The sequence below is a fragment of the Porphyromonas sp. COT-052 OH4946 genome, from assembly GCF_000765965.1.
Taxonomy (GTDB): domain Bacteria; phylum Bacteroidota; class Bacteroidia; order Bacteroidales; family Porphyromonadaceae; genus Porphyromonas; species Porphyromonas gulae.
The window spans coordinates 142,893-163,542 of the sequence record NZ_JQZY01000027.1 but is presented as its reverse complement, the minus strand read 5'-3'; the positions used below and the strand labels follow the sequence as shown (position 1 = coordinate 163,542).

General features: G+C 47.7%; 18 protein-coding genes and 1 pseudogene. 1 reads left to right on the top strand and 18 read right to left on the bottom strand.

Features of this window, described 5'->3' with window-relative positions; genetic code table 11:
• A pseudogene (locus tag HQ50_RS11555) lies at positions 1-141 on the top strand (ISAs1 family transposase); the annotation flags it as partial.
• Between the two features lie 259 nt (positions 142-400).
• Here the strand turns inward: HQ50_RS11555 and HQ50_RS09525 are convergent.
• From HQ50_RS09525 to HQ50_RS09440, 18 genes are all read right to left on the bottom strand, one after another.
• Entirely contained in the window at positions 401-1,531 is a 1,131-nt protein-coding gene (locus HQ50_RS09525) for an endonuclease/exonuclease/phosphatase family protein (protein WP_039430058.1), read from the bottom strand.
• Positions 1,532-1,545: 14 nt separating this feature from the next.
• Positions 1,546-2,469, bottom strand: a complete 924-nt coding sequence (locus tag HQ50_RS09520; protein ID WP_018964446.1) for a rhomboid family intramembrane serine protease — start codon at positions 2,467-2,469, stop codon at positions 1,546-1,548.
• Positions 2,453-3,169 carry a rhomboid family intramembrane serine protease gene (locus HQ50_RS09515; protein ID WP_039426417.1) on the bottom strand — a complete coding sequence of 239 codons (717 nt, stop codon included), beginning with the start codon at positions 3,167-3,169 and terminating at the stop codon, positions 2,453-2,455. Before HQ50_RS09515 ends, HQ50_RS09520 begins: the two co-directional genes overlap by 17 nt.
• Positions 3,170-3,205: 36 nt before the next feature.
• Positions 3,206-5,968, bottom strand: a complete 2,763-nt coding sequence (locus tag HQ50_RS09510; protein ID WP_235317986.1) for a putative LPS assembly protein LptD — start codon at positions 5,966-5,968, stop codon at positions 3,206-3,208.
• 302 nt (positions 5,969-6,270) lie between these two features.
• Complete coding sequence (locus HQ50_RS09505) at positions 6,271-7,413, bottom strand: OmpA family protein (protein WP_018964442.1); 1,143 nt, start codon at positions 7,411-7,413, stop codon at positions 6,271-6,273.
• A 47-nt stretch (positions 7,414-7,460) separates the two neighbouring features.
• The gene (locus HQ50_RS09500) at positions 7,461-8,636 is read right to left on the bottom strand and encodes an OmpA family protein (RefSeq protein WP_039418565.1); all 1,176 of its coding nucleotides are present in this window, start codon (positions 8,634-8,636) and stop codon (positions 7,461-7,463) included.
• Between the two features lie 305 nt (positions 8,637-8,941).
• Positions 8,942-9,883 (bottom strand): DUF5106 domain-containing protein, encoded by a 942-nt coding sequence (locus tag HQ50_RS09495; protein WP_235317984.1) that lies wholly within the window; start codon positions 9,881-9,883, stop codon positions 8,942-8,944.
• A gap of 77 nt (positions 9,884-9,960) precedes the next feature.
• Positions 9,961-12,531 carry an alpha-glucan family phosphorylase gene (gene glgP / locus HQ50_RS09490; RefSeq protein WP_039430054.1) on the bottom strand — a complete coding sequence of 857 codons (2,571 nt, stop codon included), beginning with the start codon at positions 12,529-12,531 and terminating at the stop codon, positions 9,961-9,963.
• A gap of 343 nt (positions 12,532-12,874) precedes the next feature.
• Positions 12,875-13,450, bottom strand: a complete 576-nt coding sequence (locus HQ50_RS09485) for a superoxide dismutase (RefSeq protein ID WP_018964438.1) — start codon at positions 13,448-13,450, stop codon at positions 12,875-12,877.
• Positions 13,451-13,586: 136 nt separating this feature from the next.
• A complete protein-coding gene (yaaA, locus tag HQ50_RS09480; protein WP_039418561.1) occupies positions 13,587-14,357 on the bottom strand; it encodes a peroxide stress protein YaaA in 771 nt (256 codons plus the stop codon).
• 80 nt (positions 14,358-14,437) lie between these two features.
• The gene (locus HQ50_RS09475; RefSeq protein ID WP_039418559.1) at positions 14,438-14,857 is read right to left on the bottom strand and encodes a thioesterase family protein; all 420 of its coding nucleotides are present in this window, start codon (positions 14,855-14,857) and stop codon (positions 14,438-14,440) included.
• A 57-nt stretch (positions 14,858-14,914) separates the two neighbouring features.
• Positions 14,915-16,159 (bottom strand): U32 family peptidase, encoded by a 1,245-nt coding sequence (locus HQ50_RS09470; protein WP_039430052.1) that lies wholly within the window; start codon positions 16,157-16,159, stop codon positions 14,915-14,917.
• Between the two features lie 13 nt (positions 16,160-16,172).
• The gene (folK, locus tag HQ50_RS09465; RefSeq protein WP_018964434.1) at positions 16,173-16,616 is read right to left on the bottom strand and encodes a 2-amino-4-hydroxy-6-hydroxymethyldihydropteridine diphosphokinase; all 444 of its coding nucleotides are present in this window, start codon (positions 16,614-16,616) and stop codon (positions 16,173-16,175) included.
• 2 nt (positions 16,617-16,618) lie between these two features.
• Positions 16,619-17,671 carry a tRNA preQ1(34) S-adenosylmethionine ribosyltransferase-isomerase QueA gene (gene queA, locus HQ50_RS09460; RefSeq protein ID WP_018964433.1) on the bottom strand — a complete coding sequence of 351 codons (1,053 nt, stop codon included), beginning with the start codon at positions 17,669-17,671 and terminating at the stop codon, positions 16,619-16,621.
• A gap of 21 nt (positions 17,672-17,692) precedes the next feature.
• Complete coding sequence (gene truB, locus HQ50_RS09455; protein WP_018964432.1) at positions 17,693-18,466, bottom strand: tRNA pseudouridine(55) synthase TruB; 774 nt, start codon at positions 18,464-18,466, stop codon at positions 17,693-17,695.
• A gap of 9 nt (positions 18,467-18,475) precedes the next feature.
• Positions 18,476-19,318 (bottom strand): undecaprenyl-diphosphatase UppP, encoded by an 843-nt coding sequence (gene uppP, locus HQ50_RS09450; RefSeq protein ID WP_039418556.1) that lies wholly within the window; start codon positions 19,316-19,318, stop codon positions 18,476-18,478.
• Between the two features lie 107 nt (positions 19,319-19,425).
• A complete protein-coding gene (locus HQ50_RS09445) occupies positions 19,426-19,653 on the bottom strand; it encodes a DUF3098 domain-containing protein (protein ID WP_039418554.1) in 228 nt (75 codons plus the stop codon).
• A 48-nt stretch (positions 19,654-19,701) separates the two neighbouring features.
• Positions 19,702-20,589, bottom strand: a complete 888-nt coding sequence (locus HQ50_RS09440; protein WP_039430048.1) for an ABC transporter permease — start codon at positions 20,587-20,589, stop codon at positions 19,702-19,704.
• Between the last annotated feature and the right edge of the window lie 61 nt (positions 20,590-20,650).

Here is a 20,650-nt window from a genome sequence, read left to right as displayed (position 1 = left end):
TATTCAGCCACCAATCCAAACACGTTGAGAAAGTTTGCTTTAGCCATTGTATCCGGGCACAAAGACAAACTATCCTTACGGAAGAGGTTGTTCAAAGCCGCCCTCAATATAGACTATCTCAAAAAGCTTCTAAAGATTTGATGCGGTTGCCCTGTTCGGGCTTTTTAAGGGACAACTATGTAAGATAATCGTGTTACCTTCGTATTGAACTCCATTGCACTTGAGGGAGTAAAGTCCCGACGCATGAGCATAGAAAGCTATTGTTCATCTCCGTAGATTTGTTGGTCGTACATTCAAATATACGAAATGGCGGTAGCTTTCTTCATATCCCCATCACGCCTCCATCACGCTGAATCTCGGATATGCCATTTTTCTAATGACGGATTTGGACGAATGACAACTATCTGAAGACCAAATAACACCAAACGGGAAAGTGATCCGAAGCGTGGATAGATTTGTCTACCGTGCAATTGTATGCAAGAAAGCCGGAAGAATAAAGGATATGATCAATACGAACTTTGAAAGCTCCCTGATTAAAAGTAAACCCCGGACCGCGCCCTGTATCGGAATATGCATCTTTCAGCCCCGATGCTATTTTGTGGCGCGTGTAGGATATGGGAGTATCATTAAAGTCGCCGCATACGACCACGTGTTCAGCCTCCGAGCGACGGATATAACTGCTTACCGAATCAGCTTGGGCGGAACGAAGCGCATAAGCCGGCCCCATCTTGGCCGTCATCATCCGACTGAGAGCTGTGGCCTCTCCTTCTCGTACCATTTTCAGATATTCCACCCCATCGGCCATCGTCAGTCGAAAACTTTCCAAATGGTTATTCACGACAAGGACTTTTTTTCCTTGTATATCAACTGTGTAGGCTACAGAGCCATTGAATGCGGATTCGTACGGGATGCGGCGCACATCGAGAATGGGATACTTGGATAGAAGCATAAGGCCACTGCCTTTTCCATCTTCTCGGGCATGAGACAGCTCCATGTAGCGATATTCGGGAAGATACTTCTTGAAAGTACGCAGGCCTACATACCGAGAATTACTTTTCCGACTGAGTACCGCCTCCTGCAAGCATACGATGTCAGCCCCGCTGCCTTTGATATATTTGAGGATAGGATTAGGATTCTCGGAATTGTGAGCACGAAAGTCAAATCCCTTGACATTATAAGTCATCACCTTGATACGTGACTCTGGGATCGAGGATTCTTTTACCTTTCGATGCAGCGGTATATAGGTGTCGATGTTGCCCCATGTGCAAAGCAACAAAAGGGCATTGCCTATAAACCAAACAATCTTGCCTCGCAGAACCCAGTATACAACCATCCCGACCTGAGCAGCAAGGAAGACTGGGAAAGCTAAACCGAAGAAGGCCGGTATCGTGATCGTGGCCGGTGAGATAAGCGGCGACAGAGCTGCCAAGAGATAGCAAAACGTAATCCCCAGATTGATAATCACCGAAACGGAATGGAGCAACGTTCCGATCTTGCCCCTTACTTTCTTCTTCTTCTTTTTTTCACTCATCTCATGCAGACGACTTACAAACGCTTGCTTTGGTCAAAGAGACGGCGTTTCTCTTCGGCCGTCAATGATGCATATCCCGATATGCGAATCTTATCCAGGATCTGATCTATGGAAGACTCCGCTTCTTTTGTTTCTTCAGCCTTTGGGTTTGCATCGTTTTTCGGAGATGCCGGATGGGGCGTTCTTCTTACCCGAAAGCGAGGCTTTGCAAATTTCTTTTGAGGGCCAAAGAACGAACTGAAAAAATCGGCCAAGCGGTCGAGCAGTCGCTGAAACCAAACTGTAATGTCTTTGCCCCCGGCCAATGAAAGGGCAAACCATACACCGAAGCCTGCTCCCCCGATATGTGCCACGTGGCCACCGAAGTTATCTCCCGTTAATAGCAACACATCCAGTCCGAAAAGGATGAGAGCCAATGTCGTCAGCCTGATCCGACCGATGAATAACAGACTCACTCGCTCCCAACGAGCATAAAAAGCTATTCCGAAAACAATGGCCATCACGCTGGCAGAAGCTCCGATCAGAGGAAAATGAGACAAGCCTAATGAAAAGGCATCGGCGACTAAGACTGTCAATACGTAGAGCAATCCTCCCGCCAATCCGCCAAGTAGATAGACGCTGATCAGCCTCCTGGGATTCTGATAGCGCAGGAAAAGCTGTCCGAACCAGTAAAGCCACAGCATATTGAAGAAAAGATGCCATAGATCCGAGTGCAGCCACATATACGTGAATATCGTCCACGGATGTCTCGAAAAGGTATATAAATCGGGGGCCAACCAAAGCCACCGTTCTACGATATACGGATCGGCCCCCAAAAGAGACAAAAAAGCATGCGAAAGCCAAACCAATAAAGAGATCAAAACAGTGAATACCATCAGACGAGTATTCATGTCTGCCAGCCTCAGGCGTCGGCTCAATTCTCTAATTGTAAGGCCCATCGATCTCTCCTTTCTTGCGCCAGAGGAGAATAAGAATAATACCTCCTATCATCCCACCCAGATGAGCAAAGTGAGCGATATTGCTACCGCCTGCCATCGGTGCAACACCGAGAAACAGTTCTATAAGTCCATATACAATAACGAACCACTTCGCTTTGATGGGAATAGGGATAAAGAAAAGATAGATCTCGCTATTGGGGAAGAGCATCCCGAAAGCCAGGAGCAATCCGAATACTGCTCCGGAGGCACCGACCGTCGTGGGTAAATTGAGGAAAGCACTCTTGAGCATCTCCGCACCATCCGGGAAGCGAACGAATTCGGCCGGGCTATTCACAATGGGCATCAGATCCACTGCCCATACGATCTGCTGTGCCAATGCTGCCGTAAGGCCACAAATGACATAGAAGATGAGGAAACGCTTCGCCCCCCAGAACTGCTCTATCAGCCGCCCGAACATCCAGAGCGAAAACATATTGAAGAAAAGATGCGAGAAGCCGGCGTGTAAGAACATATAAGAAACGAACTGCACAGGATTGAAACTACCTGCCTGGAAATAATGCAGTCCCAAGGTATCGTTCAGATCGATATTGAATCGTCCGCCGAGGACATAAGTAGCAAACCAGAATATCGCATTGATGATGATCAGGTTCTGCGTTACGGGTGGAGCAAACTGATAATTTCTTTCTCTAAAGCTATTCATATTGTGGATGATGTGGAATGTTCTTGTCTACTATGTTCAATACCATGTATTCGTTATAGGGCGATTGCTCTGCTGGTACTTCAGATCTTGCAGGAGCGAACTCTTCACCGATATGACGAAATTGTAGGACTTGTATGCTCCTATGGGAATGAAACTGGCAGAGATAGCCCAGCAGTGCATATCACGAGTGATATTACAGGTGAGCGATGTTATTTTCTTCAAGTCGAAATTGTAGTTCGCATTGAATCCGAAACTCCAATTCGGCGTAGGTTGGATATTGCCGCGGAAACTCAGGTTCTGCGTTACCCGATAGTAATACTCCATCTTATCGACATTGTACCTGTTATAGTCCGTAGCTATATTCCAGCTATAGTCGAATGACAGACTCCACGGGATTGAATACGTGAAGTAACCATCCTGATCCACTGTTCCACCCTCACGATTGCGTTCGAGGAGCGAGCCTCCGCTTTCGCCCTGCGGACTTCTTCCTTTAAGGATCTCTTCAGCATCGTTTCCGTCAGGAGGAGGGGTAGCCTCCGCGCTCTTCTTTTCGTCTTTCCGTTCCCTTTTGCCACTGAAAAGAGCCAGCAACCCGCTGAGCGATTCTTTGTTAAGCGTATAGCTGAAAGAAGTACCCGTACTGATCAGGCGTGCCAATCCCTTACCGTTAAAAATGCGCAGATCGTTGCTCTTATAGGGAATGATCTTTCCATCTTCTCCCTCATAATATTTCGTCACATAGGGGTCGAACAGACCGGACAAACGCAACGTAAAACTCTTCGAGAAGCGAAGGGCCAGCGAAGCCGAGATATTGTTCCATCGGATCGAATCGGCAAACATATTATAGGATGTAGACCATGTGAACTGATCTATCAGGCTGATCTTCTTGATCCCTGTCGAATCCGATTTGGACTTGATCTTGGCCTCTAAGTTATTGTCAAAAGAGAAATTGACCGATCCTGCATTACCCATAGAGGGTGCACCGAATATCTGTTCGGAATAGGGCGAATAGAGCAGCGTATGCAGCTTTCCGCTCTGATCAGTGTGCTCGATATGCTCCCAAAAGCCATATCGGCGCTTGGTAAAATCGGGCATATAGGAGAAGCTGACAGTAGGCGTGAAGCGATGGCGGATCATAATCAGATTGCCTCCAAAGGAGAATGGTTTCCAGGGTTTGAACATACCGTACAGTGTGGTAGATAAGCCTGCCGACAAGCTGTAATCGTACAGTCTGCGGAATTTATAGGTCGTGTCCGAAGGTAAAAAGGCCTTCTTATCCTCGTTCCACGACTTCCGGATACCTTTCGTGTACCACCATTCATTGTAGTTAACGCCCATGGTCAGATTGATATAATCCAACAAAGGAACAGTCAGACTGACAGGTACGGAGTGACGCATGCCATTCTTCCAGTCACGCACGAGATCGCTTTGGAGCAAATTCTTCTCATGCGTCAGAATACTATTGCGAAGCTGACCGGAATAGCCCACACTCAACTTTTCATACCAACGCTCCGGTCCCACACGGGTATTCCGCTTGAAAGGATAGCGCGTGGACATATTGATCGAGAGGTTCGGCAAGGTAAGGCTCACCGTCGTATCGCGCATGTTCTGGCTGATATCCATGCTACCTGTAATAGAAAAGGGAGTACCCGGAAACTTGCGCGAATAGCTCACGGCCGAACTCCGTGTCGTAGCAGTACGGGCATTGACATCGTAGGTGGTGTTCAGTGAATTCTGGAAATAGCTGCCGGTGGCAAAATTCACATTGGCCGACAACGTTTGCAAAGGATTGGCCTTCGGATCCTGACTGTGCGTCCATCGGACATTCAGGCTGGTGGTCTTGCTGTAGTCTCCGGGGATATATTTGTCGCCGGACTTCGATACCAGATAATTGGCTTCGAACGAACCGCTGTACTTATATCTCTTCTTATACTTCGATTGGGCTGAAATGCCCCATGACCCTTTGGAAAAGATCTCCCCACGCAAGGCCAAATCGATATAGTCGCTGAAAGCAAAATAATATCCGCCGTTCCTCAAATAGAATCCATAGCGATTGTCCTCCCCATACGTAGGCATCAATATACCGGAAGAGTATTTGTTGGAAAAGGGAAAATAGCCGAATGGAAGACCGATAGGCAGTGGCATATCGGCGATAACCAGATTGACCGGACCGGTGACGATGTCTTTCTCCGGATGCACCTTTGCTTTGGAGAGATTGATATAGAAGTGAGGATGATCATGATTGTCGCAGGTCGTATAACGCCCTCCTTGCATAAACATGATATTGTCGGGCATCTTCTTGGTCTTACCGGCGGTCAGATAACCTTCGCCCTGCTGTGTGATCACTCCGCTGATAATCCCTTTTTCCGTGCGGAAGTTGTAGGTAAAGTTCTTGGCTTCGAACGACTGCTCCCCATCCTTGAAAACGGGGAAAGCCATCGGATAACCGGCCGTATCGAGGACGTAGCGAGTATAAACCGTGCTGCTGTCGGTATTGAGATACATGAAGTTTGCCTCCAAGCGGCTCTTTTGATAGCTCACATAGCTTTTGCCGAAAAGATAGGCACGATTCTGTCCGAGCAAGACGATGGAGTCGGTGGCTTCGTATTCGACAATGTCTTCCAATTCGAATTCATCGTCATACACACTGTCCTGCTGCATCAACCCGGTAGAATCGGCAGCAAGGGAATCTCGAAAGGAACTGTCTGGGATAGGTTTTGCGAGAAGTGCCGTGTCTTTCAATGTAGAATCAGACAGCGTAGTATGCCGACGGTGGTGCGACCCGACTGCTCCGGCCATAGGGCGTTCCGCAGCGACCAAAGTAGCACAGAGCAATCCGACAAGGATGCCTGATTATCAATCATAGTTTTGAGTGCATTCTTTATCTTTGAGTATAATCTCCGAAATGCAATCATTTGAAAATTAGCAACTTGTATTTTCTCGAGATTTTTGATGCGGTTGCCCTGCCTATTGTATGAGAGTTGCCTATTAATGTGTTCACTATCTTCCAATGTGCGATAGCAGGTGACTATAAAAAAGTGAGGCTGTCTAACGATGAGACAGCCTCAGCTTCATTTATTAATCTGTATGGATATTTTGGATTATTCCGCTGCAGACATTACTACAATACGGTTCCAAGCGTTCTCTTCGTAGATTTGCTCAGATGATCCCTTCCATTCAATCGTAATACGGTCAGCAGAAACACCGTACTTTTCAAGCATCTTGGCAACAGCCTTTGCACGACGCTCAGAGAGCTTCATGTTATAGGCGGCAGTACCGGTCTTTTCGTCTGCATAACCGACTACCTTAATCGGAGCATTGTTCGTCTTTGCGTACTCAGCAGTGTTGTAAACATTGATTTCTTGGTTGCGGTCGATCTTCGCGCTGTTGAGACGGAAGTAAACCACATTGTCAACTATAACACGAGTAACTGTCGGCTGAGTAGGCTCGGGACATTCGGGGCATGAAACCGGACGACGGCTCAACTCTTCTACTTGAGCGCGGAGTGAGTTGATCTGGTTGTTCAGGTCGTTTACCATAGCATAGTCCATAGGAATAATTTCTGTCCACTCTGTCTTGCCCATGTTGAACGTAAGGCCTGCTGTAGCCATTACCGGGAAGTCTGCTTTTCCTCTCTTAGTGCCGATGAAGTTCATTTTGCCTGCAAAAGCTTGGCCTTCGATGTTGAAGTCTACAACTCTTGAGAGACGGAATTTCAGCATCAAACCAACATTAACCGTTCCAGTCATATCGTCTTTGGTTCCAATTTTTTCACCATTTGCGTTTTCGCTATGGAATTTGTAACCAAATCCCACACCCGCCCAAGGGATAATATGGAAAACACGGTTTGGACGGTATACTCCGAAATAGTTCGTCAGGTCGAACATGAAGTCAAGGTGAGCGTTTCCAAAATAGTTATGGTTACGCTCTTCGCTGCCTTGGGTGTATCCGTAGATGTCAAATCCGGTGAATTGCAAGCGAGTAGCGAAATAAGGTTCATGCCACTTACCGATACCGAATGTAGGAACAATGCTAAGACGATCCATGATGTCTACATCGTTATTCCATCCGGATAGAGCCATGCCGGCACCTCCTGCTAAGTCAATGAACCAATGGTCAGAGGCCTTATCACGTTGGAATGCTGTGTGCATTCCTGCTTTGTTCTGTGTAGTAGCTTCTTGGGCAGTTGCACTAAACGTACAAGCGAGACCCGCAAGTGCTAATAATAAAGATTTAGCTTTCATAATTCTGTATGTCATTTTTTTATTATCCAACAAAAGTCTCAGATGAATTACTTGGAGCGAACGATTACAACGCGATTCCAAGCTTTCTTGTTGAACGGTTGCGTAGTGTCGCCCTTCCATTCTACAGAGATCAGTTCGGATGGCACACCATACTTGCCCGTCAGAACATCAACAACGGCTTTTGCGCGACGCTCAGACAATCTTTCGTTGTACTGAGTGTCACCCGTAGGATCAGCATAGCCTACAACAGTAATCGGCTCGTTGGTTTCTTTTACAAACTGAGCTACGTCATACAGATTGATAAGCTGGTCTTTGTCTACAACATAGCTGTCGAAACGGAAGAGTACAGCCTTCTCGGTTAGCTTGTTTTCTGTCTTGGTAACGGGTGTAACGTCGGGGCATTCGGGACATGATACAGGACGCTTGGAGAGTTCTTCGACTTCTCTGCGCAGGCGATTAATCTGACCATTCAGATCGTTGATAAGCGCGTAGTCCATGGGCTCGATGGCATTGAAGCCTACAGCACCCAAGCGGAAGTTAAGACCTGCTGTCGCCATTCCTTGGAATCCATTGTAATAACGTCCTTCCTGATCCTGGAAAATAGGAGTCGGCTTGGCATTGAAAGCACGGCTTAAGTTGAGATTGGAGTGTGCTGCTTGTGCTTCGATCACAAAGTCTACGCGTTTTCCTAATCTGAAAGCCATCATAACACCCAGGTTGGCAGTCAGAGACTCGACATTGTCTTTACTCCATTTGCTGCCAATGAATTTATGCTGGTAACCAACACCTACCCATGGAATTAAATGGAAGAAACGATTTTCGCGATATGGCGCAAAGTAATTAACCACATCGAACATGAAGTCAAAGTGAGCTGCGCCAAAATTGGTCTTAATTTCTTGTTCCGCATTTTTTCCAAGGAACGTGTGTGCCTGAGCTCCGTTAATTTGCAAACGGGTTGCAAAGAATGGATTGTGATATTTTCCAACTGAAATAGAGCCGGCAGCACCCAAGCGGTCTACAAAATCTTTGTTGTTGTTGTCATTGAGGAACTGCGCTGCAACACCGCCCTGCAGTGTTACGAACCAATTGCTGCCTGCTTTGTTGCGAGCGAAAGCAACATTTTTGGCGGGTAACTGACCCGTTGCCGGTACAGTATTTTCCTGTGCACTTGCATTCAGTGCAATAGCTCCAACGAATGTGAGCATTAAGTACTTTACCTTCATAGTTTTACTTTTCTAAGTGTATTTTTATACGTTTCCAATAGCCTATTCGCTACACAAATGTAGCTTAATAAATTTGAATAACCAAATATTATGCTACTCAGAAGGCCTCTACCTTGTCTTTGATATGCTATAGATCGAAGCAAAAACGCTTTATTTAATAATAGAGTATTATGACAAAAAGCTAAAAGAAATTATTCTTTTACAGAAGCTGCATCCTTCCTTAAAATCTCGTTTGCCAAGGTCTATAGACTTCATTGACAGGTATCTTTTCCCTTTGTATATGCTATTTAGTTTATACACTGAAGCTATTCTTTTTTCTCTTTCAAATAATCTTTTATAACCTGTATTTGTGCGTCTTTTAGAGTTACATATCCATTATTTCCAAGTAGATAGATGGTTGGAGTGGCTTTGATATCGTACAGCTGTTGATTAGTTATACTGCCATCGCTGTTGATTCCTACTTCTACGAAAGCGGGAAAATCTGAAAGCCCCAAGAGCCATGTATTTTTATCGTTGTCCGGATATATGAATAAAATGCTTAGTTGTTTGGTTTCTACTAAATTACGTAGTTGATCATCCTGATGTAGTTCGCGTATCAGTTGGGAACAAGTATGGCATCCTGGTTCGTAAAAGACAAGTATGGTGTTGGGCGTAAATCTGTTACTGAGTCGATGCAGGCTGCCGTTGCTTTGCTCGTAAATGAAATCCTCCGCCTTTGTGCCAACCCGGTTGCGCAGCATCAGCTCGTATCGCTCTTTCAGACGTATTCGTTCTGCGTAGGATATTTTGGGCGACTTCATCAAAAAAGCTACTGCCGGAATATAATACTCCTCATTGAGCATAGGAGAGTTAGGTTCGTATAGGTACTTTTTATAAAATCTCATGAATAGCTCCAGCAATGCTCCGGAGGATTTCTCCAACGGATAGATAATCGATGATTTTACCTCATGAACAGGAAGAGCGATAGCCACACCGAGAAAGTTGGCGATACTGATTTCCATATTTTGAGGCTTCCGGAGATAAGCTGAATCCGTGAAGTTGAATTCATCCCAATAATGCTTTACGAAGTACGATGCCCGTTCCTGCGGACTTGTTATTGAAACCGGTATATCCGGTAATGGGAAAGCAAGCTCCGGTTCTTCTGCCGATGCACTTGGAGCAATGCTGTCCACAGACTGCTGTATCTTATTCGGTCGTTGACTACACGAAGCTGCAAGCGAACTGATGGAGCCGAACAATGCTGCCATACTTACTATCATACAAAATCTGCGATACGTATTAGACATACCTTATTCTATTAGGATGAGACAAAATGTTTAGTGGTTCATGAAATGCTTGCCCATCTGACATAGGCAAAATCCATTTTATGGGGCAAAAGTGCCGAATGGGGAGTTATGCGTATTGCTACGCGATGCAGGCCGGGGTTCTTCAAGTTGCAACTTATCACATACTTCTGCCATCTGTTGTCAGCCGATTGCTCGGAAAGTAGGAGAGGAATATTTTGGACTAAAGAGACTCCTCCCTGATTGTCATCGGAAGTTACAATCAGCTCAACGTTAAGCTCAGTGGATAAGTTGCCCTTTTCTATTTCCACCTCAAGGGTTTGTGTAGTATGATTGTCTTCGAAGCAAAGGCCGAAGCCGGAAGCGGCAACTCGTACCACTCGCATCTCATCCCAATGCGCTGCGGTCTGTTGCTTCCAATTGGCGATCTCCGAAGCCAAAGCAAAGGAAGAAGCACTGACCGAACGATGACGTTGGGCAAGTGGTCTGTAGAACTTGTCATAATAGTCATCCAGCATTCTCCTCATCGTAAAGTGTGGTGCTATGTACATCATGGATCGACGTATGTACCGTATCCAGCCTTCAGAGTAGCTTTTCTCTTCCTTGTCATAGTAGAGAGGAATGATCTCTCGTTCCAGAATGTCATATATGGAAAGAGCATCGAGCTTATCCTGCATTTGCTGGTCGCGATAAGTAGACTTGTCAGTCAGTGCCCAGCCGGCATTCGGTCTATAGCCCTCGTACCACCAGCCGTCTTGTACGGAGAAGTTCAGTACACCATTCATTTCGGCTTTTTGTCCGGATGTCCCTGATGCTTCGAGTGGTCGGGTAGGGGTGTTGAGCCATACATCGACCCCGGCAATTAGTTTGGACGCCAGATGCATGTCGTAGTTTTCCAAGAAAATGATTTTGCCTTGGAATTCGGGACGACGGCTGATCTCCGTAATATGTTTAATAAGTCCTTGGCCACCCCCGTCAGCCGGGTGTGCTTTGCCCGCGTAGAGAAAACGTACGGGACGTTCGGGGTTATTGACCAGACGCGATAGTCGCTCTAAATCCGTAAAGAGCAGGTGCGCTCGTTTATAGGTTGCAAATCTGCGTGCAAAACCGATAAGGAGCGTATTGGGTTCAATATTGTCCAATCCATCCGGGAAACATATCGGATCCTCGTTGTGTCGCAGCCATCGTTTGCGATAATCATGCGCTATGTGGTGCAGTAGATTGTCCTTGAGCTTCGAGCGCAGATCCCATATTTCTTCGGAAGGGATTTGTTCTATTGCTTCCCATGCAGACTCTTCAGACTGATGGCTGAGAAAATCGGTGCCAAGGTGCTGTTCATAGAAATTTTGGCTCTCAGGAGAAGCCCAAGTCGGAAGGTGTACACCGTTGGTCACGTGCCCCACATGTAGCTCTTCGGCAAAGAATCCTGGCCATACGGGAGCAAACATCCTGCGAGAAACAACTCCGTGCAGATAGCTCACTCCATTGGCTTCCTGACAAGTGTGGAGGGCGAATACACTCATCGAAAACTTCTCGTTCGATCCCGGTGTTGTTCGTCCCATATCGATAAACTCTTGCCAGCTGATTCCAAGGCGGCGAGGAAAATGTCCCATGTAACGCCCCAAGAGCTCTTCATCGAAGTAGTCGTGACCCGCCGGTACAGGGGTGTGAACCGTATATAGCGAAGAGGAACGGACTACTTCCAGCGCAACGTCGAAACTCAATCCCTTTTGTTCCACATAGTCGGCCAGACGTTGGGCACTGATCAGTGCCGCATGGCCTTCATTCATGTGGAAGATTTCTTTGTTGATACCCAGACGCTGTAGCAGGATGATGCCACCGATGCCGAGCAGATATTCCTGCTTCATGCGATTTTCCCAGTCTCCTCCGTAGAGGTTGTGAGTGATCTGACGGTCGGCTTCGCTGTTCTTGTCCAGATCGGTATCCATCAGAAAAAGATCTATCCGTCCCACTTTCACCTGCCATACATGACAATAGACCGTATGATCGGAGAAAGGCACTTCCAGTACGATCTGATGCCCACTCTCATTCTTTACCGGTCGTATCGGTAGGAGACGAAAGTCCTGAGCGTCATAGGTGGCCAGTTGCTGACCATCTGCGCTGATCCTTTGGTCGAAATAACCGTATCGATAGAGAAAACCTACTGCTGTAAGCGGTACGTTGCTATCACTTGCCTCTTTGAGGTAATCTCCTGCCAATACACCCAGTCCACCCGAATAAATCTTCAATACGTGGCTAAGACCGTATTCCATGCTGAAATAAGCTATGCTTGGTCGATCGGTGTCTGACGGTGACGCTATATACCTCTGCCAGGCAGTATAGACATCTTCAAGCTCTTGTAGCCAATCAGTATCGTTGAGGAGAGCATCGATACGGTTGAGCGAAAGAGAACGAAGCAATTTGATCGGATTGCCGTCCGTTTCGAACCAAAGATCCGGATCCATACGCTCAAATAGGCTCGTAGCACGCGGATTCCATGACCACCAAAGATTATAGGCCAACTCCTCCGCTTTGCCGAGCCTTTCGGGAAGTTCTACACATGTGAATATTTCCTTCCAAACGGGCGTATTATTCTTTTTCTGAATTATCATTTTCTTACTATGCTGTATGCATTATGCTATGGCCGTATTTCGCTGTGGCCATACTTCAAAAACATTTCAAAGGTATGTATTTGTTTCGATAGGCTTTTCTCTTGATACAGAGGAAATCTCTTTCGGACAGAATGAGATCACAGAACTAATCCAAGATAAGTTTCGGCTTATCAAGCCTGAGATTGCCAAGCGTAACATTTTCGTTCTTGAATCAAGAGTAAAACCCTTACTAACCATCCTGAACGAGATTCAAAAACAAAAGAAAAAGCCTCTTGCGAAGTACCCGAACGGTGCTTGGCAGAGGCTTCCTTATGTGGTGGCGCGAAGCACACCTATTAGTCTTTTAGTAGCGAGCTTCTACTATATCCCAGTCAACGATGCTCCACAAATCTTTGAGGTGGTCTGCACGACGATTCTGGTAAGTCAAATAGTATGCATGCTCCCACACATCGAATCCGAGCAACGGATTCAATCCCTTGCGCACGGGGTTGCCTGCGTTCGGCTCCTTTTCGATAGAGAGTTTGCCATTGGCATCGGATGCAAGCCATACCCAGCCTGAACCGAAGAGAGTAGTACCGGCCGTATTGAACTCTTCTTTGAACTTTTCGAACGAACCGAATTGCTTATCGATAGCTTCTCCCAATTTGCCTTTCGGTACTCCTCCCTTGCCCGGACGGAACTGTGTGAAGTAGAGATTGTGGTTGAGGGTTTGGCCGGCGTTGTTGAAGATACCGCCTTCGCTCTTTTGTACGATAGTATTCAAGTCTGCGTTTTCAAATTCCGTGCCGATAATGAGCTTATTGAGGTTGTCCACGTAAGTCTTCAAGTGCTTACCGTGGTGAAATTCTACTGTTTCTTTGCTGATAACAGGAGCCAGTGCATCGACCGCATAAGGCAGGGAAACGAGTTCGTGAGTCATAACGTCTGATTTTTATTGTAATTAAGTCTTTTAATAATTGGTATCGGAGTAGCGCAAGACCGACTCCGAAACTCTTCAATCACTATTAGAACATTGTGAACGGAAAAAGGTTCGGATCTTGTCTGTAAAAGCCTACTTATTCCATTATAAAAAGATAGTTGCTCTCGTCCGAAAGTTCCGGTTGGAAGACAAAACCTTCGGGCGAAAAGAGCTGCATCTCTTCTACATGTCGGCATCGGCGAGTGAGAAGGTGTGCCGCCATCAGTCCGCGTGCCATTTTCGTATAGATGACGATCTGCTTGAGACCACCATCGGGTTGTGGCACTTTGAAGAGGGGTGTCACTACCCGTACAGCCTGTTCTACTCGTTTCCAGTCGAATAGCATTTTCATTTCTTCGCTTGCCAGAAAACATAGCTCACCGCCCTTTTCACGTACCTTTTCGATCAGAAAATCTGTTAGATGCGGTCGCCAGAAGTTGAACACCTCGTCTTCAACGGGTGCCCCCAGATGCGCAAATCCCTCCATTCTGTATGGACGAATCATGTCGCTCGGTCGCAAAAGACCATAGAGGAATGAGGTGATAAGAAGATGTTCGGAGGCATAAAGCCAATCGTCAGCACTGAAATTGGCGGGAGCAAGCTTCTTGAAAACCATACCCGTATAAGCCAATGCCGCGGGAGCAGTGGGCGAATCTTCATCGAAGAAGTGCTGCCAGCGTCGATGATTCTCTTCTGCCAGCTTTCTATTGATGCGGAGCAGTCCGCACAATTCTTCTATGTCGCAGGAAGATGCGGCCAAAGCAATCTTCGTACTCTGTTCCCGGAAGATCGGCGAAGTACTTGTCAAATGCGATGGTATACGTTTCGGCATACCGATCGTCTTGGCACATGAAAGGAGTATGAGCATAGGGCTTGATCCTGATATAAGCAAGAAGAGGAAGCCTCTGCCTGTCGTGACTCGTAGGCTTCCTCTTTGCTCCGTGTTTGCTACTTGGCTGTTTGGGACAAGATGTCTTTCATTAGCACGTCGAAATACTCTCCACGGGTGAGCACACCATCTTGTACAGCTACCACTTCTACTTCCCCAGAGGCCGCCATCACACCGTCTTCCCTGATAATGTCCTGCAAGAAGATGAGCTTGGGGCCTTTCTTGTGGCAGGTCAGACAGCTGCGGAAGCGATCGCCACTGCGCAAGGACTGTTTGAACGTTATCGTCACTTTGTAAACGAAAGCATCGAGCCCTTTCTCGTGCATTTGGCCGAAATTGTCTCCGAGGCTTTCCCAGAACTCATGGCGGGTGTGCTCCATATAGCGCTGATAGTTGCTGTTATTCACCACACCTTGCAAGTCACATTCATAATCTCTCACCTTCATGTCGAGGGAGAAAAAATATTCTTTCTCTTTCATATCGTTAGGTTTTGTCGGGATCGATAAGTGAAAATTCACGTTCTTCCCTACATCTTATTATTCTTCTCTTTTGTCGAATCGGTATAGTTTGTCCGATGGCCGTACTTTCTCCTTTACCGGGATGGAGATGCGTTGCCCCTTTGTCGCTTTTTGCACGGTTTGCAGTTCGTACCGGATCTCTTCTACTCTTTGGATGATCACACCTGTCGTAGGGCCTGTGATCACAATCTCATCGCCTACATGCAGTTCGCCGGACTCTATCTCGAATTCAGCCACACCGAGACGGCTGAAGTATTTGATCCCTTTGCCTACATATATTTTCTGGCGGGTAGCTCCTGAACCGTATAGATGCGTCCATTCGCCGAGTCGCTGTCCGAGGTAGTATCCATCCCAAAAACCTCGGTTGAATACGGTAGCTAATTGTTCGTCCCACCGATCTATAGCTTCCTTGTCATAGGTGCCGTTGCAGTATGCTTCGATCGCTTCCTTGTAGCTCCGGCAGACCGTATAGACGTATTCGGGGCCACGTGCCCGTCCTTCTATCTTGAACACTCGTACCCCGGCATCCATCATCTTATTGATGAAATGAATCGTCTTCAGGTCTTTCGGCGACATGATGTATTGGTTCTCAATGTCCAGTTCCAGATCACTATCCTTGTCCTTGACGGTGTAGCCCCTTCTGCAGATCTGTGCACAGGCACCCCTGTTGGCCGAGCTGTTGTGCTCGTGCAGACTTAGATAGCACTTGCCCGAGACAGCCATACACAGGGCACCGTGAGCGAACATCTCTATGCGAACGGGATGGCCTTTAGGTCCGCAGATATTGTCTCGGATGATGGTCTCATGGATCGTACGCACCTGATCCATATTCAGCTCTCTTGCCAATACGACCACATCGGCAAAGTGTGAGTAAAAGCGCAGAGCCTCCGCATTGCTGATATTGAGCTGAGTGGACAGGTGCACTTCTACTCCGATCTCGTTGGCATACGTCATCGCAGCCACGTCGGAAGCTATGATGGCAGATATCTGTGCCTTTTGTGCTGCGTCGATAATGGAGCGCATGAGTACTATGTCCTCATCGTATATGACAGTGTTCACCGTTAAATAGCTCTTTACGCCCTTCTCTGTGCAGATCTCTGCTATTTTGTACAGATCTTCCGTGGTGAAGTTGTTAGCAGATCGGGCGCGCATATTCAGTCCTTCAATCCCGAAGTAAACGGAATCAGCTCCTGCTTTGATGGCTGCCATAAGCGATTCGTACGAACCGACAGGAGCCATTATCTCGAAGTCGTTTACATTCATTTCTTTCAATAAGTCAGAGGGCGTGAGACGGCTCGTCCGGATGCAGCCAGGGAGCTACATCCGATAGCGGCATACGTACAAAGTCCCGTTGCCACATTTGCGGGTGGGGCAGTTCCAGTTCGGGCGATTGTACCTTCGGGTATGTGGTATGCAATAGAATGTCTATATCGATCGGACGGTCGTGATAGATCCCTCCATTGCTTTTTTGTGTGCGACCCAATTCCCTTTCGATGGCTTGTGTGATATGCAGAATGTCCTGTGGTTTGAGCTTCGATCGCAAAGCCACCACCGCATTGAGGAAAGGATGAGGCGATTCGAACCCCCACGGTTCGGTTTCATAGAACCGAGAAAGGGTGAGCAGTCTGCCCACCCTCGTTTGTAGCATATCCAACGCTGCAGACAACAAACTGTGTCGATCGCCTAAGTTGCTGCCCAAAGAAAGATATACTATGCCCATACTCAATCGATAATGAGCATGGCATCGCCATAAGCACCGAAACGATACTTTTCTTTTACAGCGAGGTCGTATGCACTCATAATCAGCTCATGACCTCCGAAAGCGGCTGTCATCATCAGTAGGGTAGAGAGTGGCATATGGAAGTTCGTAACCAAAGCAGAGGGCAGATGGAATTCGTATGGAGGAAAGATGAAGCGATTGGTCCAACCTTCGAACGGCTTGAGATGACCGTCCGTGCTCACGGCCGTTTCCAAAGCACGAAGAACGGAAGTCCCTACGGCGCAGATCTTCTTTTCTTCATCCCACGAGCGGTTGATGTTTATGCACGGCTCTTCCGTGATATACATCTCCTCGCTATCCATTTTGTGCTTGGTCAGATCTTCTACATCGATGTCGCGATAAGCCCCCAAAGCATGGTGTACCGTTATGTAAGAAAAACGGCAGTCCTTGATCTCCAGTCGTTTCATCAGCTCGCGGCTGAAATGAAGACTGGCAGCAGGTGCCACCACGGCACCTTCCACTTCGGCAAATATGCTTTGATACCTCTCCGGATCCTCCTCGTTTACTTCCCGATCGATGTACTTCGGTAGAGGAGTCTGTCCCAATTGGAAAAGCAGTTCCTTGAACTCCTCATGTGAGCCATCGTACAGGAAGCGCAGCGTACGTCCTCGGGAGGTCGTATTGTCTATTACCTCTGCCACCAGCTCTTCGTCGTTGCCGAAGTAGAGCTTATTGCCTATACGTATTTTGCGGGCAGGATCCACGAGGACATCCCACAGCTTCAGACGTTCATTCAGTTCGCGGAGGAGGAAAACCTCGATCTGAGCACCGGTTTTCTCTTTATTACCATAGAGGCGAGCAGGAAAAACACGGGTATTGTTGAAGACGAAGGTATCACCCTTGTCGAAATACTCCAGAATGTCCTTGAAAACGCGATGTTCGATTTCTCCTGTACGACGATGTACGACCATCATCCGCGATTCGTCGCGGAACTTGGTCGGCTCCAACGCGATCAGTTCGTCCGGAAGATTGAATTTGAACTTGGATAATTTCATAGCGATATATGTTGCCGTTAGTTATTTTTTGCTTGCAGGTATGGAGGATGGATCGGCCTCTTTTTGTTCGAACTCCGGTTCATAAGCAAAACCGAGACGATCGAACCATTGTTCCAGCTCATCCGTCGAAAGACAGTCTTCGATTCGTGCATCGCCTACTCTTGTCCTGCGCAATGCCTCCAAATGTCCCCCTGATCCGAGGGCTTCGGCTATGTCGCGGGCCAAGGCACGTATGTAAGTGCCTTTGGTGCATACGATGCGTAGCGTGATCAGGGGGAGGTCGTACTCCAGCAGTTCGATCTCGTCGATCTGCAAGGTGCGGGTTTTCAGCTCCACCTCTTTCCCCTTACGTGCCAAATCGTATGCACGTTTCCCGTTCACGCGAACGGCCGAGAACACGGGAGGCACTTGTTCTATCGTTCCCGTGAATCGAGGTAGTATGTCCAGAACCGATTGGTGCGTGATATGTTCGTACGGGAAGAAGGCGTCCGGCTCGGTTTCCTTGTCGAAGCTCGGTGTCGTGGCTCCCAGTCTGATAGTGGCAATGTACTCTTTCGTGCCGGCCTGCAGTACATCGATTTGCTTCGTGGCACGCCCTGTACACAGGATCATCACGCCTGTTGCCAGCGGATCCAATGTGCCTGCATGCCCTACGCGCAGCTTCTTGATCCCCATCCGACGACAAGCCCGATAGCGGAATTTATTGACCAAGTCGAACGAAGTCCATGTCAGAGGTTTGTCGAAGTAGAGCACTTCGCCCTCGCGCAGGTGGAGCGGACGATCTATTTGTTTCATGTTTCCGATTCAGACAGCTAAGGATACTCCTGAGAGCATCAGTACGATAAGCAGACCGCCAACCAAGATACGATAATAGCCGAATGCCTTGAACCCATATCGGGTGAGGAATCCGATGAAGAACTTGATCGCAGCCAGTGCTACGATAAAGGCCACGATATTGCCTACGAGGAGCACGGTCATGTGCTCTCTGAAAATCTCTATCCCGCCCTCCTTGTAGAGCTTGTAAGCCTTGAGCAGGGTGGCACCGAGCATCGTAGGTACTGCCAGAAAGAAGGAAAACTCCGCAGCTGCCTTGCGGCTTAGCTTTTGCTGTTGGCCGCCGACTATGGTAGCCATCGAGCGTGAGAGCCCGGGCAGGAATATGGCCAGACATTGGAATAGCCCTATGACTAATGCTTTGGGGTATGTGACCAGTTCCCGGTCCGATGAGGCAAACAGCTTATCGACGAATAGCATGAAGATACCACCGAGGAATAGCACGACGGCCACTACCCAGACACTGCCCAGCATCCTATCCACCCAGTCCTCGAACAGGAATCCCAGGATAACGGCCGGAACGAGTGCGATCAGTAGCTTCCAATAGAGATCGAACCGGCTCAGAAATTCCACCCCTTTGCCTTGGCCTAAGGCTCGTGGTGCCACGGGAAAACAGAAAAAACGCTTCCGGTATAGTACCAGAACGGATAGGATGGCTCCGAACTGTATCATCACAGTGAAGGCTTTGACAAAGGAAGTGCTCTCTATGCCCATTATACCTTCGGCGATAATCATATGTCCGGTGGAAGACACCGGAAGAAACTCGGTTAGGCCCTCTACGATGGCTAAAACGATGGCTTGTAGTATGGTCATATTGTCTTGCGGGAAGATGGCGACTTCTTCGTCGGAACAGGTATTAAATTACTTGACCGCGATGTGCAGTCGCAGCCTGATCGTCAGAAGAGTCCGCTTTAGGAGGGTTACTTGCGGTTGTCTTTTTTCTCCGGCGATACCATGATGGCATATACCATCAGGACGAAGCCGGCCATGCTCACCCACGGGGCTATCTGTATCCGCTTGGCACTGAAAATATCCGGATTGAAGCTTACTTGGTCGGCTGACCCTCCCCCTGACATCAATATGAAGCCCAGAATAATGAGGATAGCGGATACCCCCATCAAGATAAAGTTCTTTTTCCCGAAAAGCATAGTATGCTGTTTGATTGTCTTAGTTGGTTTGTCAATATTCCCTGCCCCCTATACGAGGTGCATCTTGCCCCCATCCATACGGATGTATTTGTTCGTTGCAGCACGTGCCGAAAAAGCAGATATCAGTATGCCCACAAGCAGCATGCCTCCGGCTATGATCAGGAGGTTTTCCACTGTGAGGTAGGGGCGCAAACTCTTGTTCAAAGCATATTCATCAGTTGCGTATAGGGCTATGCCCAGGAGCACGATGGCAAGCAAAGCGGCCACGAGTCCATTGAGCATGCTGTAGCGGACGAAGGGCTTGCGGATAAAGCGAGGTGTGGCACCCACCAGCGTCATGGTACGGATGCTGAATCGCTTCGAATAGATGAGCAAGCGGGTGGTATTATTGATCTGTATATAGCTGATCAGAAGAAGCAAGGCTGCCAGGATGAGTAGTACGAGACCGATGCGGCGTGTATTGCGGTGTACTATGTCGAACATATCTGCCCTGTATTGCAGATTGTCCACTCCATCCCATGTCCGAATGGCTGAGTCGATCGCTTTCAGACTGTCCGGATGGGTGTATTGGGCCTTGAGGTGAACGCACATTTCCGCCTGTAGGGGATTATAGCCGAGCATCTTAGCCGGATCGTCTTCGCCCAGTTCTTTTTTCATCTCCTCGAGGGCTTGATCGGCAGAGATATAGCTGACATCTTTGACGAAGGGTGTGGCCACTATCTGTCGTTGTAGCTCTTGTATCTGCGTTTCATCCATGTCGGAGGATAATAGCAGATTGAAGGAGAGGTCTTCTCTCACGGAATTGCCTATTCCTCTGCCGATAAACTCGATAATGCCGATGGCCCCCAAAAGGAAGAGCACAACAGTAATACTCATAATGGCCAAAAACCTCGAATGGAAAAAGGCCGAAGACCGCTTCTTGTTCTTTTGTGACATTCTTTTTGCTGTATCTCAGAGATAGAATCGGAGACTGAAGCCCCTCTGCCGGCCGGCGGTG

Excerpts from the sequence above, each read along its gene's own strand:
- truB (WP_018964432.1), bottom strand. The coding sequence starts at position 18,466 with ATGAAACAAATAGATCGTCCGCTCCACCTGCGCGAGGGCGAAGTGCTC.
- folK (WP_018964434.1), bottom strand. The coding sequence starts at position 16,616 with ATGGGCATAGTATATCTTTCTTTGGGCAGCAACTTAGGCGATCGACAC.
- HQ50_RS09515 (WP_039426417.1), bottom strand. The coding sequence starts at position 3,169 with ATGAATAGCTTTAGAGAAAGAAATTATCAGTTTGCTCCACCCGTAACG.
- HQ50_RS09500 (WP_039418565.1), bottom strand. The coding sequence starts at position 8,636 with ATGAAGGTAAAGTACTTAATGCTCACATTCGTTGGAGCTATTGCACTG.
- HQ50_RS09505 (WP_018964442.1), bottom strand. The coding sequence starts at position 7,413 with ATGAAAGCTAAATCTTTATTATTAGCACTTGCGGGTCTCGCTTGTACG.
- HQ50_RS09525 (WP_039430058.1), bottom strand. The coding sequence starts at position 1,531 with ATGAGTGAAAAAAAGAAGAAGAAGAAAGTAAGGGGCAAGATCGGAACG.
- HQ50_RS09475 (WP_039418559.1), bottom strand. The coding sequence starts at position 14,857 with ATGAAAGAGAAAGAATATTTTTTCTCCCTCGACATGAAGGTGAGAGAT.
- HQ50_RS09440 (WP_039430048.1), bottom strand. The coding sequence starts at position 20,589 with ATGTCACAAAAGAACAAGAAGCGGTCTTCGGCCTTTTTCCATTCGAGG.
- yaaA (WP_039418561.1), bottom strand. The coding sequence starts at position 14,357 with ATGCTCATACTCCTTTCATGTGCCAAGACGATCGGTATGCCGAAACGT.
- HQ50_RS09470 (WP_039430052.1), bottom strand. The coding sequence starts at position 16,159 with ATGAATGTAAACGACTTCGAGATAATGGCTCCTGTCGGTTCGTACGAA.
- HQ50_RS09485 (WP_018964438.1), bottom strand. The coding sequence starts at position 13,450 with ATGACTCACGAACTCGTTTCCCTGCCTTATGCGGTCGATGCACTGGCT.
- HQ50_RS09495 (WP_235317984.1), bottom strand. The coding sequence starts at position 9,883 with ATGGCAGCATTGTTCGGCTCCATCAGTTCGCTTGCAGCTTCGTGTAGT.
- HQ50_RS09445 (WP_039418554.1), bottom strand. The coding sequence starts at position 19,653 with ATGCTTTTCGGGAAAAAGAACTTTATCTTGATGGGGGTATCCGCTATC.
- HQ50_RS09520 (WP_018964446.1), bottom strand. The coding sequence starts at position 2,469 with ATGGGCCTTACAATTAGAGAATTGAGCCGACGCCTGAGGCTGGCAGAC.
- glgP (WP_039430054.1), bottom strand. The coding sequence starts at position 12,531 with ATGATAATTCAGAAAAAGAATAATACGCCCGTTTGGAAGGAAATATTC.
- queA (WP_018964433.1), bottom strand. The coding sequence starts at position 17,671 with ATGAAATTATCCAAGTTCAAATTCAATCTTCCGGACGAACTGATCGCG.
- uppP (WP_039418556.1), bottom strand. The coding sequence starts at position 19,318 with ATGACCATACTACAAGCCATCGTTTTAGCCATCGTAGAGGGCCTAACC.
- HQ50_RS09510 (WP_235317986.1), bottom strand. The coding sequence starts at position 5,968 with ATGGCCGGAGCAGTCGGGTCGCACCACCGTCGGCATACTACGCTGTCT.